Genomic DNA, 13,211 nt, shown 5'->3' with positions numbered 1-13,211 from the left:
TGGCTTAGCCCGCGTTGATCTGCATCACCACGGCCTTGGGCTCGGTGAAGAACTCGCGGCTGAAGTTGCCGCCCTCCCGCCCGATGCCGGAATCGCCGACCCCGCCGAACGGGGCCCGCAGATCGCGGATGAAAAAGCAGTTCACCCACACCGTGCCGGCCCGCAGCGCGGCCGCGACCCGGTGAGCGCGATGCACGTTCTCGGTGAACAGCATCGCGTTCAGCCCGTAGCGGGTGTCATTGGCTAACCGGATCGCGTCGGCCTCGGTGTCAAATGGCATTACCACCACCACCGGGCCGAAGATCTCCTCGCGAGAGCAGCGGGCCTGCTGACCCAGTCCGGTCACCACGGTGGGCCGCACACCCCAGCCCTCCCCCAGCCCACCGGTGATGATTGAGCCACCTTCGGACTCAATGGTTTCGACGTATCCGCGCACCTTGCGGTAGTGCTCCTCGGAGGCCAGCGGGCCGATCTGGGTGGCCTGCTGCTTCGGATCCCCGATGACCATGGCTTCGGCCGCGGCGGTAAACCGGCGCAGAAACTCGTCGTAGACGTCGCCCTGCACATACAATCGGGATCCCGCCAGGCACACCTGGCCGGTGTTGGTGAAGATCGCCTTGACGGACCACTCGACGGCGACGTCCAGGTCGGCGTCGGCGAACACCACGTTAGCGCCCTTACCCCCGAGCTCCAGGCTCACCGGCGTCAGGTTCGCGGCCGCCGCCCGGGCGATGGCCCGGCCGGTGCCGGATTCGCCGGTGAAGGTGATCCGGTCGACGTCGGGGTGTTCGGTGAGCGCCTGCCCGACGGAGTCAGGTCCGTAGCCGTGCACGACGTTCAGCACGCCCGGCGGCATGCCGGCTTCGATCGCAAGCCGGCCCAGCATAGTGGCCGAGGCGGGGGTGTCCTCGGCGGGCTTGAGCACCACGGTGTTGCCCCACGCCAGCGCGGGCGCGACCTTCCAGGTTTCCAGCATCAGCGGAAAGTTCCACGGCGCAATCGCCGCCACCACACCGGCCGGCTCGAACCGGGTGTAGGCATGATGCCCCGAGTCCATGGGCAACAGGTCCGCGGTGGCCAGCCGCGCGTGATCGGCGAAGAACCGAAAGTTCATCGCCGCACGGGGCACATCGTTGCCGCGCGACTGGCTGATCGGCTTTCCCATGTCGCGGGTATCGGCCATGCCCAGCTCGTCGGCGTGTTCCTCGATCAGATCGGCCAGCCGGTGCAGTATTCGGCCGCGGGCGGCGTATCCCATGCGCGGCCACGGCCCGGAGTCGAATGCGCGTCGCGCCGCGGCCACCGCGCGCCCGGCGTCGGTGCTGTCGCCGAGCGCCGCCTCCGCCCACTGACGACGGGTGTAGGGGTCAACCGAGGGGAACGTCGCACCCGAGACCGACTTGACTTCTTCACCGTCGATGACGTGCCCAAAAAATTCCATGCCCATCAGGTCTCCTTTGATGTCATCGCAGCTCGTTCGGCCAAGGTCACCCCGCCGGCCGAGAAATGGGTGGCCGGGACCTCTCGCACCACCACCCGGATGCTGGCCTCCGGCGCCCCGATCGCGCGGTGCACCGCGGCGTGCACCTCGGCCAACAACGCCCGGATCTGCTCGGCGCGGCGGCCCTCGACCAGGGTGATTTCCACCAGCGGCATCTCACTCGCACCTCAACGTGACCGCGCCCAGGCTGGAGAACTCGGCGCTGACCCGGCTGCCCGGCTGGACGAACACCGCGTCGGTCAGCCCGCCGGTCAACACGATCCACCCCGGCTCCAGCGCCTGCTGCCGCTTGGCCAGCGCGTTGGCCGCCAACGCCAGCGCCTCACCCGGATGGCCCTGCACCGCGGCGCCGGTGGCCGAGTCGACAACGTCGCCGTCCACCGCTAGCAAGCAGGCCTCCAGCGCCAGGTCCACCTCGTCGGGCCTGCGGGCCACCCCTCCCACGACGAAACGCGCCGACGAAGCGTTGTCGGCGACCACGTCGGGCAGCGTGAACTTGAAGTCGGTGTAGCGGCTGTCGATGACCTCCAGCCCGCCGTACACGTGCGACACCGCTTCCATCGCCCGCGCCGCGGTAATCCCGGGCCCGGCCAGCCGCTGGCCGAGCACGAACACGATCTCCGGTTCCACCCGCGGATGAATGAGCTGCCCCACGACCAGCGGTGCGCCCGCCGGCAGGGCCATCCGATCGGTCAACCACGCGGTGAGCGGCGAGTCGATCCCCATGCGTTGCTGCTTGGCCCGCGAGGTCAGCCCGAGCTTCACCCCGACGATGTGCTGTCCGGCCTCGACCTTGCGGCACACGATCTCGTCTTGCACCCGATACGCGGTCTCCAGGTCCAGACCCGGCCACTCGGCGCTCACCGGGCCGCGGTCGACACGCGCGGCCTCGGCATCCAACAGCACCGTCGCCGCCCGCGCCACATCCCACTCGGTCACGCGACACCCTCCCCGCGCTCGCCCGCCAGCTGCAGCGCGATATCGATGATCATGTCCTCTTGGCCCCCGACATAGCCGGCCTCGCCGACCCGCTGCAGAATCTCGTGCGCGGGCACCCCGTAACGCTCGGCGGCGCGTTCGGCGTGCAGCAAAAACGAGGAATACACTCCGGCATAGCCCTGCACGATGGCGTTGCGCTCGGCCCACGGCAGTCGCGGAATGAACGGCAGCGCGACCTCCGCGGCCGCGGCGAGCAGCCCGGGCAGATCCAGCCCGGTGCGCACCCCCAGTTTCGCGAATACCGCTGCCAGCACCTCTGTCGGAGAGTTGCCCGCCCCGGCGCCCAACGCGCACAGTGTGCCGTCGATCTGCCGGGCACCGGCCTGGTAGGCCACCAGCGAGTTGGCCACCCCCAAACACAGGTTCTGGTGGCCGTGCAGGCCGACCTCGGCCCGCTCACCGATCCGCGCGACCAACGCCTCCACCCGTGCCCGCGTGTCATCGGGCAGCAGCGCGCCGGCCGAGTCCACCACGTACACGCACTGACAACCGGCGTCAACCATGATCTGAGCCTGCGCCGCCAGCTCGGCGGGCTCGATCATGTGCGAGAGCATCAAAAAGCCGACGGTCTCCATGCCGAGGTCACGCGCGGCCCCGAAATGCTGGATCGACACGTCGGCCTCGGTGCAGTGCGTGGCGATGCGGGCCACCCGGGCTCCGGCGTCATACGCCTGCCTCAGGTCGGCCACCGTGCCGAGACCGGGCAGCAGCAGCACCGCGATCCGCGCGTTTTCCGCTTCGTCTGCGGCCGCGGCGACCAGCTTGATTTCGTCCTCGCCGGAAAAGCCGTAGTTGAATGTGGAACCCCCCAGGCCGTCACCGTGGGTCACCTCGATGACGCGCACCCCCGCGCGGTCCAGCGCCCGCACCACGTCGCGCACTTGCTGCTCGGTGAATCGATGCGACATCGCATGACTGCCATCGCGCAGCGTCGTATCGGTGATCCGCACGTCGATGCGCTGGTCGTTGTCTTGCACGCTCATCAGATCGCCACCTTCGCCGCTGCCAACAGCTCGCCCACTCGCGCGGCGGCCGCCGTCATGATGTCCAAATTGCCCGCCCACTCGGGCAGATAGTCACCGTTTCCCCGCACCTCCAAAAAGACACCGACCCGCGCATGGCCGTTCCAGCCTTCGCGGGGATCGTCGAACTGCGGGTCGGCGCGAAGCGTGTAGCCCGGCACGTAGCGGCGCACCTCGGCGACCATGCGGTGCACCGACTCGCTGATCGAATCGCGGTCGGCATCCGGATCGATCGCGCAGAACACGGTGTCACGCATGATCATCGGCGGCTTAGCCGGGTTAAGAATGATGATCGCCTTGCCGCGGGCCGCCCCGCCGACGCCTTCGATGGCCTTGGCGGTCGTCTCGGTGAACTCGTCGATATTTGCCCGGGTTCCCGGTCCGGCCGAGCGCGAGGCGATCGACGCCACGATCTCCGCATACGGCACCGGGGTCACCCGCGACACCGCGGCGACGATGGGGATCGTGGCCTGGCCCCCACAGGTGATCATGTTGACGTTCGGAGCGTCGATGTGGGTGGGCAGGTTCACCGGCGGGCACACAAACGGGCCCACCGCCGCCGGGGTCAGGTCAATAGCCTGAATGCCGGCCTCGGCGTAGCGAACCGCGTTAGCGGCGTGCGCCTTGGCGCTGGTGGCCTCGAAAACCAGGTCCGGCGGCTCCTGGGCTAATAGCCAGTCCACACCCGCCGCCGAGGTCTGCACACCCAGCCTCGCCGCCCGGGCCAGGCCCTCGGAGGCCGGATCCACGCCAACCATGTAACGCACCTCGATGTGCTCGCTTCGTTGCAGCTTCGCCAGCAAATCGGTACCGATATTGCCGGGCCCGACGATCGCCGCAGTCGCTTTGCGAGACGCGTTGCCTACCGTTGTCACTGGAGTCCACCGCCCTTTGAAAACCGCGCAGTCACCGAGCCCAGCCCGGCGAACGTCGTCGTCACCACATCGCCCGCGGCCACCGGCACCGCCGCCGTGATCGATCCCGGCAGCACCACGTGACCGGCCTCTAAGACGACCCCACGCGCCCCGAGGATGTTGGCCAGCCAGACCAAGGCGTTCAGCGGTGAGCCCAGCACCGCGCCGCCGGCACCGGATCCCGCCAGCTCCCCATTGCGGTAGATCACCCCGCCGATCAACCGGACGTCCACCTGCGACAACGGGACGGCGCTGCTGCCCAGCACCACTCCGCCGGAGGACGCGTTATCGGCGATGGTGTCCACCAGCTTGATCTTCCAGTCCCGGATCCGGGAGTCGATGATCTCCAGCGCCGGGGTCACGAACGCCACCGCGGCCATCGCCTCGGCCACCGTTACCCCGGGCCCGGCCAGTGACCTGCCCAGAACGAACGCAATCTCGGGTTCTACCTTCGGAGCCAAAAACCGCGATGAGTCGATGGGCTGCGACTCGAGAAAAAACATGCTGTCGGTGAGATGTCCGAAGTCGGGCTGGTCGACACCCAGTTGGCGCTGCATGGCCGCCGAACTCAACCCCACCTTGTGCCCCTTGATGACCGCGCCGTCGGCCGTCCACCGCTGCACCTGAGCCACCTGGATCGCGTAGGCGTCGTCGACGTTCAACCCGGGGAAACGGTCGGTCAGCGGGTCGATCGGCTCGCCGCGGCGGTAGGCGGACAGCAGCAGCTCAACCGACTCCGCGTGCGCCCGGCTGTTAGCGTCCTCGCTTGGTGTCATGGTGTGCCACCTGTCTTCCTGGCCCAAACGCTATCGCCATCAACCGTCGTGTGGGTTGCAGCGTTCTCGAGCGCGGAACGCCCTTGACCACTTGACAGTCGTCCTCGGCGCCGCACAATGCAAGGCATGCGTTCCACTGCACGGAACGAGGACTCGAATTCTTCGCCCTCGGTGTTGGCCCGCGCCACGGCCATCCTCGCCGCCGTTGGGCACGAGCGCCGCCCGCTGGGGATATCGGAGCTGGCCCGACGCACCGGGCTGGCCAAGTCCACCGTGCACCGGCTGACCGCTGAGTTGACCCAGCACGGCCTGCTGGAACGCCGGGGCGAGGGCGTGGTCCTGGGGTTGCGGTTATTTGAATTGGGTGAATTAGTGCCCCGCCAACTCGGTCTCCGCGAGGCCGCGCTGCCCTACATGGCCGATCTGCGGGCCGCGACCAGGCAAACCGTGCACCTCGCCGTGCTTGACAGCACCGAGGTGGTCTACGTTGAAATCCTTCGCCACAGTGACGCCCCACCGCTGCCGTCGCGGGTGGGTGGACGGCTTCCCGCGCACGCGACCGCGGTGGGCAAGGCCATCCTCGCGTTCTCGGCACCCGATGTCGTCGAGGAAGTGCTGCGCGGCGGGCTTCCCCGCCTGGCCGAGCGCACCATCACCAATCCCAGCCTGCTGCGGCGCAATCTCACGGTGACGCACACCCACGGAATCGCTTACGACTACGAGGAATCCCAGGCCGGGCTGGTGTGCGCCGCCAGCCCGATCACCGCCGCCAACGGCGCTGTTGTCGGCGCATTGTCCGTATCGGGATGGGCCGGGCGTCTGAATGTCCGGCGGCTCGGGCCCGCCGTTCGCACCGCTGCGCTCGCCCTCTCGCGAGACCTCGCGTCGTCGGGCACGTAGCCGCACGTCGTCACCCGTGGTCGGTGCCATACGTGGTCAAGACAGGGGTCAGGCCACAGCGGCCGCGCCGGCGTTGGCGATGTCGCGATCCTGCTCAGCGGAACCGCCGGATACCCCGATCGCGCCGACGAGTTCCCCGGACACCCGGATGGGCACCCCGCCGCCGAAGATCACCAACCGCTCGGCGTGCACGATCCCGTTGCGCACCGGCGGATCATCGGCGATCGCATCCCACCATTCGTGGGTCGGCCGCCCGTTGAAGGCGGTCACGGTGTAGGCCTTGTTCCGGGCGAGTTGCTCCGAGAGCAACGGGGCGCCATCCATCCGCAGGTAGGCCAGCAGCTGCCCGGCCCGATCGGTCACCGCCGCGCACACCGGCACACCGATGCGTTCCGCGTGGGCCACGGCGGCGTCAATCACCCGCCGCGCGCCTGCCATGGTCAGCGAGGACCACGTCGTGACATCCTCAGCCATCGCGCGAAGATGCTCCCTTCAGGTTCTCGGGATAGATCCGGTTAACGAACCCATCAAAGAATGCTTCGGAAGACGACCCGGGCAAAGCGACGATCCCGCCCGCCGGACATCCGAGCGCTCAGCGCCACGGCGCCATGGTGACCAGAATGTCCGCGCAACAACCGGAAACGTTCCTCATGACGGAACACCATAGTCACGCTCTCTACAGTGGTCACCGCAAGCGCCGTCTCACGCGCTAAAAGCCGGCCTGGCAGCCTCTGTTCGCTTACAGTAGCGTCGATGGACGTGTCTGGGTGCGGCCGCGGTCATGGCGGTCAGAGGCGAACGGGCGGACCGCGACGTGGAGCGGTCGCGGTGCGCCAGGTGCCGCGCCCGGCGAGACTCCCTAGCGCGCAGGTGGCCGAGCGCCGGGGCACCGCACGATCGGCGCTTCCAGCGGTGAGCCCGGCGATATGACGCGGGAGTTGACGTCGGCAACCCATTGGGGCGCGTTTACCGCGCGGGTGCACGACGGCGACATCGTGGCCGTGACCCCACTGGGCGGCGATCCCAACCCGGCACCGCAGCTACAGAATCTTCCCGGTGCCGTGCGGCATCGCAGTCGCGTCGCTAACCCCGCGGTGCGGCGCGGCTGGTTGCGCGCCGGTCCGGGGCCCAGTTCCACGCGGGGCGCCGAGGAGTTCGTCGAGGTCAGCTGGGACGAGTTGCTCGATTTGCTCGCCGCTGAATTGCGCCGCATCGTCGACCGCTATGGCAACGAGGCGATTTACGGCGGTTCCTACGGCTGGGCCAGCGCCGGCAGGTTTCACCACGCGCAAAGCCAGCTGCACCGTTTCCTCAATCTGCTGGGCGGCTACACGGCATCCCGGCACACCTACAGCGCCGGCGCATCGGAAGTGATCTTTCCCCATATTTTCGGCGCGGAGCTATTCGAAGCCCAGGCCAACGCCACCACCTGGGACGTCATCGTCGAGCACACCGAGCTGTTGGTGGCGTTCGGCGGTTTGCCGCTCAGGAACACCGCGGTGAGGCCCGGCGGGGTCACCCGTCACCTGGACCGCGACTACGTCACCCGATACCGGGCCCGCGGCGGCCGGCTGGTGTCCGTCAGCCCGCTGCGCGACGACATCACCGCCATCGCCGGCCCGCTCGATGACCGGTGCCGCTGGCTTGCGCCGGTGCCGGGCAGCGATGTGGCGATCATGCTGGGGCTGGCGTACGTGCTGGCTACCGAGTCCCTCGCCGATCGCGCCTTCCTGGACACCTACTGCACCGGGTATGAGCGCTTCGAACGCTATCTGCGTGGCGATGATGACGGGATACCCAAGACACCCCAGTGGGCCGCCCAGCTGTCGGGACTTGATGCCGGCGAGCTGCGGGAGCTGGCCCGCCAGATGGCGGCCAGCCGGACGCTGATCACCACCAGCCTGTCGTTGCAGCGCATCGAACATGGCGAGCAGAGCGTGTGGATGGGTGCCACCCTGGCGGCGATGCTGGGCCAAATCGGGCTTCCCGGCGGGGGATACGGGCACGGCTACGGCGCCAATGGCGTCGGCAACCCGCCCCTGGCGTGCCGGCTGCCGCGGCTACCGCAGGGAACCAATCCAGTGCGCAAGTTCATCCCGGTGGCGGCTATCACCGAACTGCTGGAGCGGCCCGGGGGGCGGCTCCCCTACAACGGCACGCTGCTGGATTTGCCCGATATCAGGTGTGTCTACTGGGCCGGGGGAAACCCCTTCCATCATCACCAGAACCTGCCCCGGCTGCGCCGGGCGTTGTCTAGGGTCGACACCATCGTGGTGCACGAGCAGTTTTGGACCCCGATGGCCAAGCACGCCGACATCGTGGTGCCCGTCACCACCAGCTTCGAACGCGACGATTTCGCGGGCAGCAGCACGGATCCCATGCTGGTCGCGATGAAGGCGCTGGTGCCGCGGTATGCGAAGGCCCGCGACGATTACGACACGTTCTCCGCGCTTGCCCACCGGCTGGGGTTCGGCCCGCAATTCACCGAGGATCGTACGGCACGGGAGTGGCTAGAACACCTCTACACCAAATGGTCGGTGGAACAGAGCTTTCCGGTGCCGTCGTTCGCTGACTTCTGGCGTGCCGGCCAGCTGGAGCTGCCGACCAGACCAGGTGTGACGATGCTCGCCGATTTCCGAGCCGACCCCGGCGCTAATCCCCTGGGCACCCCCAGCGGGCGCATCGAGATTTTCTCCACCACCATCGACGGCTTCGCGTTGCCGGATTGCGCCGGCCACGCCCGCTGGTATGAGCCCAGCGAATGGCTGGGAGGCCCGCGGGCCCAGTTGTTTCCGCTGCATCTGATCGCTAACCAGCCGCGCACCCGGCTGCACAGCCAGCTCGATCAGGGGGGCGCCAGCATGGCCTCGAAAATCCGTGGGCGAGAACCGATCCGCATTCATCCCGTGGACGCTCGTGCGCGCGGGCTCAGCGACGGCGACATTGTGCGGGTGTTCAACGACCGCGGTTCCTGCCTGGCTGCTGTGGTGATCGATGACAATCTGCGGCCCCAGGTGGTGCAGCTGTCCACGGGGGCGTGGTTCGATCCTGCCGACCCGGCCGATCCGGACTCGATGTGCGTGCACGGCAACCCCAACGTGCTGACCAACGACTGCGGGACGTCAACGTTGGCGCACGGCAGCACCGGCCAGCACGTGTTGGTCCAAATCGAGAAGTTCACCGGCGATCTGCCTGCGCTGCGCGCACATGAACCGCCTGCACTGGTGCGCTTGTAGAGGTCGAGATGTTCGGTGGCCGCGCGCTATGCCTTGCCGTAGGTGGGAAATTGGGTGCTGCCGTTGCGGAAGATGTCGATGCGGATGCGGGCGCGGACGGCCAGGGCGGCCTGGTGGATCATTTACTACCCGGCGAGCGGGGCGGCGGCCCAGACGCCGAATCATTGACCAGGGCCGGAACCGCAACCCGACACCACACAAGTTCACGTTTCCGCCTTCGGTGTGCCACGCCCCGCTCCCTACCGGGACACCGATATGCAGACATCGATATTCGAACGAGTAGCTAGCTCAGCAGGCTCTAATGTCATTTCAACCGCTGTATCTGCTGGCGGATAGCCAGCTGCTGTTCTGGCGGCGGCGGGACCGACTGCTCCTGGAGACCGCCCTCGATGGATTGGGTGGGCACGCAGGCCTCAGCGGCGCCTACATCGGTGCCTCCAACGAGGATCGTCCGGAATTCTACGAGATCTTCGAAGCCGCGATGGATGCGAGCGGCATCACCGCTCATCGCATGATCGGGTCGGCGTTCGGCCCCGCCGACCGCGCCTTCCTGGAGCGCGCCCAGTTGATCGTTCTCGCGGGCGGCGATGTGCGTCTGGGCTGGGACACGTTCGAGAAAACCGGCATGAAGGAGGCGATCCTAGACCGCTACGCCCAAGGAGCGGTCCTGGTGGGCATCTCCGCCGGCGCGGTCCAGCTCGGACGCTATGGAATCCTCGGGACACCGGGATCCCCCACGACCGAGCTGCTCGATGTGTTCAAGCTGGTCCCCATGGTCATCGACACGCACGACGAGCGAGCCGAGTGGGCACGGTTGTCGCACACGATTCATCGGCTGAAAGGGGCGGCTACCGGGCTGGGGATCCCCTCCGGTGGCGGAGTCATCGTGCACCCTGATACCACCATCGAGCCGCTGCGGCGTCCCGCGCACGAGTTCCGCTTCGAGGGCACTGTCGTCACGCACGCACTGTTGTGCGCCGACGCGGACAGCTGACTGCCCAGGCCGGCCTGTAGGGCCCTCAACGGCTTTTGAGTCGTGGGGGCGGGCGGGGCTCGGACCCGCGACCGCCGGATTAGGAGTCCTGGTCCGACGCTCCCATGGCCCGCGGAAACGGCGGGCGAAAAGGCCCCGCGATCCGCGGCATGCGGTAACGAAGCGCGGCGTACGCGCTACGACTCCTGGTCAGCCCATGCTGCTTCCGCCGTTGACACTGAGCACCTGCCCGGTGATAAAGCTGGCCTCCTCGGACGCCAGGAAAAGCACCGCGGCGGCGACTTCGTCCACCGTTGCCGGGCGGCGCATCGGGATGAGGCTGACCGCGATTTCGGTGATCGACCGGAATTCCTCGGGCAACGTCCCGTCGGCCAGGGCCGCTTCGATTTCGGGGGTGAGTGTGTAAGCCGGGGCCACCGTGTTGAAGGTGACACCGCTGGTGGCGTACTCCCGGGCCAGACCCACCGCAAACGCATGCACACCGCCTTTGGCGGCGTTGTAGATCGCGTGCCCGTTCAGGCCGTTGCGCACCGACTCGGCGCCGATGCTGACCACTCGCCCGTAGCGTGACGCGATCATGTGGGGAAGCACGGCCAGCGTGCAGTTAAGCGTGGTCCACAGATTGTTGTCGATCGTGCGCCGAATCGTCTCGTCGGTGTGGTGATCGGTGGCGGTGATCACGCCGCCACCGGCGTTGTTGATGAGAATGTCGATGCCGCCCAGCTCTTTAAGGGCCGCGCGCGCCAGTCGCTCTCCAGCCCCGGGACGGCTCAGGTCGTCGACGTGTCCGGCCACCACCCGCCGGGGATCGGCCGCCAGGCGTGTCGTCGCAGCCCTCATCGCCGCATCGTCGGGCCCGGCGAGCAGCACCGCGGCCCCTTCGGCAAGGAACCGGCGGGCCACCCCGAACCCGATCCCGGTCGCGCCGCCGGTGATCACGGCACGGCGCCCGGCGAGCCGGCCGGCGGTCACAGAATGATGCTCACAGCGCCGGCGGGCCGCAGCACCGTCATATCCATGACCGCTCGCTTATAGCAGATCCGCAGAGCGCCATCGGAGCGGCGGAGCCGATAGTCGTAGCGCCCGACATAGTGGTCGTCGCGTCCGCTGCGAAAGCGCCACACCGTGAAATACGCGCTGACTACGATATCCTCACCTGATTGATCGAGGATGCGCACATTGCTGACTTGATGACGAGTGCTCGCATGGGGGTATTCCCGGTGTGCTTTGCGGCTCTTCAGCCGCTCCACCCGCGCCAGTAGCCGAAACTTGTTGTCGTTGACCAGAACCAGGTCGCGATCCGGCATCGGATCGGGCAGATCGTTGGCGGGAATGATGTATTGGGCGTCGTCGGTGTAGAGCTGCGCCCATTCGTCCAGGCGCCATTCGTCGAGCAGCTGCGCCTCCAGATACAGCAGATCCTCGACTTCACAGCGCTGCACCGGCGTGGTGCCGCCACCAACCTCGATGGCCTGCCGTTCGAGTGTCATGCCACTACCTCCCGCTGCGGGCTGACCTGCTCGCGCCAGCGCCGCCAGAAGGCCCGCATCTGCTCCTCGTCGGTGGCTTTGGGCTCACGCGTCATCCCGCGGGAAAGATCGTTCCACTCAACCCCGCCGCTGCGGAACCCCTCCTGGCACGACTCGAGGGCCTCGATGTCGTCGGGCGTAGCCAGACCCCCCGGACCGAGGAAGCTCAAAAAACTTTCCAGCCGCAGTGCCCGTGCTTGCGGTATTTCGGCTTTCGGGGCAAGGTGCCAGGCGCTGACCTCCATGTGGTCCGCCGCGGTGGGCATAAAAGTGCGCACGGTGACCGCTTGGATATCGTTGACGATGAGGTTCGGGTAGATGAACAAGTTGCGGTTGTTTTCGGCCATCACCTCGGCGCGCTCAGGACCGTACCGGTCGACGAGCCGGGCCCGCAGCCTCTCGATTTCGGGTCGCGCTTGCTCACTAAATTGCTTCTCCCATTTGGCGATCGGCCGGCCCCAAGGAGCTTTGTATTCCATAACGGCGTGCCCGTGGCCTAATGCCCGGCCCCGCCCGGCGATCCCGCCGGCCACCCGGATGTCCATGGAGCTTAGATACTTCATGTAGGTGTCGTGGGTGGGCACCGCGTGGTAGCCGTCAATACTGTTCTCCACCAAAAGCTTCCAGTTGGCATTGATGGAATACTGGTTGGAGCCTTTGAGGATCTCCCAGCCCGACTCCGACTCGTCGACGATCAAATCGAGGTAATCGCGGGCGCCCGCCAAATAGTCGACAAGGCTTTCGGCATTGGTGTCGAAGGTGACGAACACGAAGCCGCGATAGGACTGCAACCCCGCGACGGGCCGCAACCCCATCTCCTCCGCGCGGAACGCCGGCCCGTAGCCTTGGCGGTCCGGCACACCGACCAGTTCGCCGTCGGTGTTGAACGACCACGCGTGGTAGAAACACTGAAACACTTTGCCGTTGCCCGAATCAGTGCGGCACACCAGTGCCCCCCGGTGCGGGCAGGTGTTGTGGAATGCCCGGATCTGACCGGTGTTAGCGCTGCGCACGAAAATCAGCGGCCGGCCCCCCACCGACCGTCTCACGAAATCACCCGGAGCGGCGATCTCCGACTCGTGACCGAGGTACAGCCAGCAGCGGTCGAAGACAAGGTCGCGTTCCGCTTCGAAAATCTGCGGTGAGGTCAGCGCCGAGCGGTGCACCCGAAACACGCCGTTGTCCGGGTCGTCGATGATCAGCTGTGTTGCAGCCGTGATCATGATCCGTCACCCTTTCCCGACTTCCCGAAGACTACGCGAGCCCATCGACGCCGGGCGGCCGGCTGACTACCTGTTCCGCCACGCCGGCGCCACCGCGGGCTGCGGGCGAATCCGGCA

General features: G+C 67.3%; 13 protein-coding genes. 3 read left to right on the top strand and 10 right to left on the bottom strand.

Annotation, left to right across the window (positions count from 1 at the left end; all coding sequences use genetic code 11):
• Positions 1-4 precede the first annotated feature (4 nt).
• Genes MSM1_RS18965 through MSM1_RS18940 form a run of 6 tightly spaced genes read right to left on the bottom strand, consistent with a single transcriptional unit; the run spans position 5 to position 5,212 of the window.
• Positions 5-1,447, bottom strand: coding sequence for an aldehyde dehydrogenase (locus MSM1_RS18965; protein ID WP_213445275.1), 1,443 nt, complete (start codon positions 1,445-1,447; stop codon positions 5-7).
• Positions 1,447-1,656: a 2-hydroxymuconate tautomerase gene (locus MSM1_RS18960; RefSeq protein ID WP_213445273.1), complete on the bottom strand. Its 210-nt coding sequence runs from the start codon at positions 1,654-1,656 to the stop codon at positions 1,447-1,449. Before MSM1_RS18960 ends, MSM1_RS18965 begins: the two co-directional genes overlap by 1 nt.
• Before the next feature lies 1 nt (position 1,657).
• On the bottom strand, positions 1,658-2,440 hold the full coding sequence (locus tag MSM1_RS18955) for a 2-keto-4-pentenoate hydratase (RefSeq protein WP_213445271.1): 783 nt from the start codon (positions 2,438-2,440) through the stop codon (positions 1,658-1,660).
• A complete protein-coding gene (gene dmpG, locus MSM1_RS18950) occupies positions 2,437-3,483 on the bottom strand; it encodes a 4-hydroxy-2-oxovalerate aldolase (protein WP_213445268.1) in 1,047 nt (348 codons plus the stop codon). Before dmpG ends, MSM1_RS18955 begins: the two co-directional genes overlap by 4 nt.
• On the bottom strand, positions 3,483-4,397 hold the full coding sequence (locus MSM1_RS18945) for an acetaldehyde dehydrogenase (acetylating) (RefSeq protein WP_213445266.1): 915 nt from the start codon (positions 4,395-4,397) through the stop codon (positions 3,483-3,485). Before MSM1_RS18945 ends, dmpG begins: the two co-directional genes overlap by 1 nt.
• Positions 4,394-5,212, bottom strand: coding sequence for a 2-keto-4-pentenoate hydratase (locus tag MSM1_RS18940; protein WP_213445264.1), 819 nt, complete (start codon positions 5,210-5,212; stop codon positions 4,394-4,396). The genes MSM1_RS18945 and MSM1_RS18940 overlap by 4 nt, the downstream gene beginning before the upstream one ends.
• 126 nt (positions 5,213-5,338) lie before the next feature.
• Here MSM1_RS18940 and MSM1_RS18935 point away from each other — a divergent pair, with 126 nt between their 5' ends.
• Positions 5,339-6,112 (top strand): IclR family transcriptional regulator, encoded by a 774-nt coding sequence (locus tag MSM1_RS18935; protein ID WP_236056902.1) that lies wholly within the window; start codon positions 5,339-5,341, stop codon positions 6,110-6,112.
• Positions 6,113-6,160: 48 nt separating this feature from the next.
• On the opposite strand, the gene MSM1_RS18930 is transcribed toward MSM1_RS18935, so the two are convergent.
• Complete coding sequence (locus MSM1_RS18930; protein WP_213445260.1) at positions 6,161-6,586, bottom strand: heme-binding protein; 426 nt, start codon at positions 6,584-6,586, stop codon at positions 6,161-6,163.
• Between the two features lie 452 nt (positions 6,587-7,038).
• On the opposite strand from MSM1_RS18930, the gene MSM1_RS18925 reads away from it, so the two are divergent.
• Entirely contained in the window at positions 7,039-9,348 is a 2,310-nt protein-coding gene (locus MSM1_RS18925; RefSeq protein ID WP_213445258.1) for a molybdopterin guanine dinucleotide-containing S/N-oxide reductase, read from the top strand.
• A gap of 301 nt (positions 9,349-9,649) precedes the next feature.
• The gene (locus tag MSM1_RS18920; protein WP_213445255.1) at positions 9,650-10,342 is read left to right on the top strand and encodes a Type 1 glutamine amidotransferase-like domain-containing protein; all 693 of its coding nucleotides are present in this window, start codon (positions 9,650-9,652) and stop codon (positions 10,340-10,342) included.
• A gap of 189 nt (positions 10,343-10,531) precedes the next feature.
• Here MSM1_RS18920 and MSM1_RS18915 read toward each other — a convergent pair whose 3' ends face one another.
• From MSM1_RS18915 to MSM1_RS18905, 3 genes are read right to left on the bottom strand one after another with little or no spacing between them, the layout of a single operon-like run.
• Positions 10,532-11,314: an SDR family NAD(P)-dependent oxidoreductase gene (locus tag MSM1_RS18915; protein WP_213445254.1), complete on the bottom strand. Its 783-nt coding sequence runs from the start codon at positions 11,312-11,314 to the stop codon at positions 10,532-10,534.
• The gene (locus tag MSM1_RS18910) at positions 11,311-11,832 is read right to left on the bottom strand and encodes an aromatic-ring-hydroxylating dioxygenase subunit beta (protein ID WP_213445252.1); all 522 of its coding nucleotides are present in this window, start codon (positions 11,830-11,832) and stop codon (positions 11,311-11,313) included. Before MSM1_RS18910 ends, MSM1_RS18915 begins: the two co-directional genes overlap by 4 nt.
• A complete protein-coding gene (locus tag MSM1_RS18905; protein ID WP_213445250.1) occupies positions 11,829-13,094 on the bottom strand; it encodes an SRPBCC family protein in 1,266 nt (421 codons plus the stop codon). Before MSM1_RS18905 ends, MSM1_RS18910 begins: the two co-directional genes overlap by 4 nt.
• Positions 13,095-13,211 lie beyond the last annotated feature (117 nt).

Origin of the sequence: Mycobacterium sp. SM1, from assembly GCF_018361265.1 — a bacterium.
GTDB lineage: Bacteria > Actinomycetota > Actinomycetes > Mycobacteriales > Mycobacteriaceae > Mycobacterium.
This window is presented reverse-complemented; position numbering and strand designations above follow the sequence as displayed.

Coding starts and splice junctions, on each gene's coding strand:
- MSM1_RS18935 (WP_236056902.1), top strand. CDS start 5,339: ATGCGTTCCACTGCACGGAACGAGGACTCGAATTCTTCGCCCTCGGTG.
- MSM1_RS18965 (WP_213445275.1), bottom strand. CDS start 1,447: ATGGGCATGGAATTTTTTGGGCACGTCATCGACGGTGAAGAAGTCAAG.
- MSM1_RS18930 (WP_213445260.1), bottom strand. CDS start 6,586: ATGGCTGAGGATGTCACGACGTGGTCCTCGCTGACCATGGCAGGCGCG.
- MSM1_RS18905 (WP_213445250.1), bottom strand. CDS start 13,094: ATGATCACGGCTGCAACACAGCTGATCATCGACGACCCGGACAACGGC.
- MSM1_RS18920 (WP_213445255.1), top strand. CDS start 9,650: ATGTCATTTCAACCGCTGTATCTGCTGGCGGATAGCCAGCTGCTGTTC.
- dmpG (WP_213445268.1), bottom strand. CDS start 3,483: ATGAGCGTGCAAGACAACGACCAGCGCATCGACGTGCGGATCACCGAT.
- MSM1_RS18925 (WP_213445258.1), top strand. CDS start 7,039: ATGACGCGGGAGTTGACGTCGGCAACCCATTGGGGCGCGTTTACCGCG.
- MSM1_RS18910 (WP_213445252.1), bottom strand. CDS start 11,832: ATGACACTCGAACGGCAGGCCATCGAGGTTGGTGGCGGCACCACGCCG.
- MSM1_RS18940 (WP_213445264.1), bottom strand. CDS start 5,212: ATGACACCAAGCGAGGACGCTAACAGCCGGGCGCACGCGGAGTCGGTT.
- MSM1_RS18960 (WP_213445273.1), bottom strand. CDS start 1,656: ATGCCGCTGGTGGAAATCACCCTGGTCGAGGGCCGCCGCGCCGAGCAG.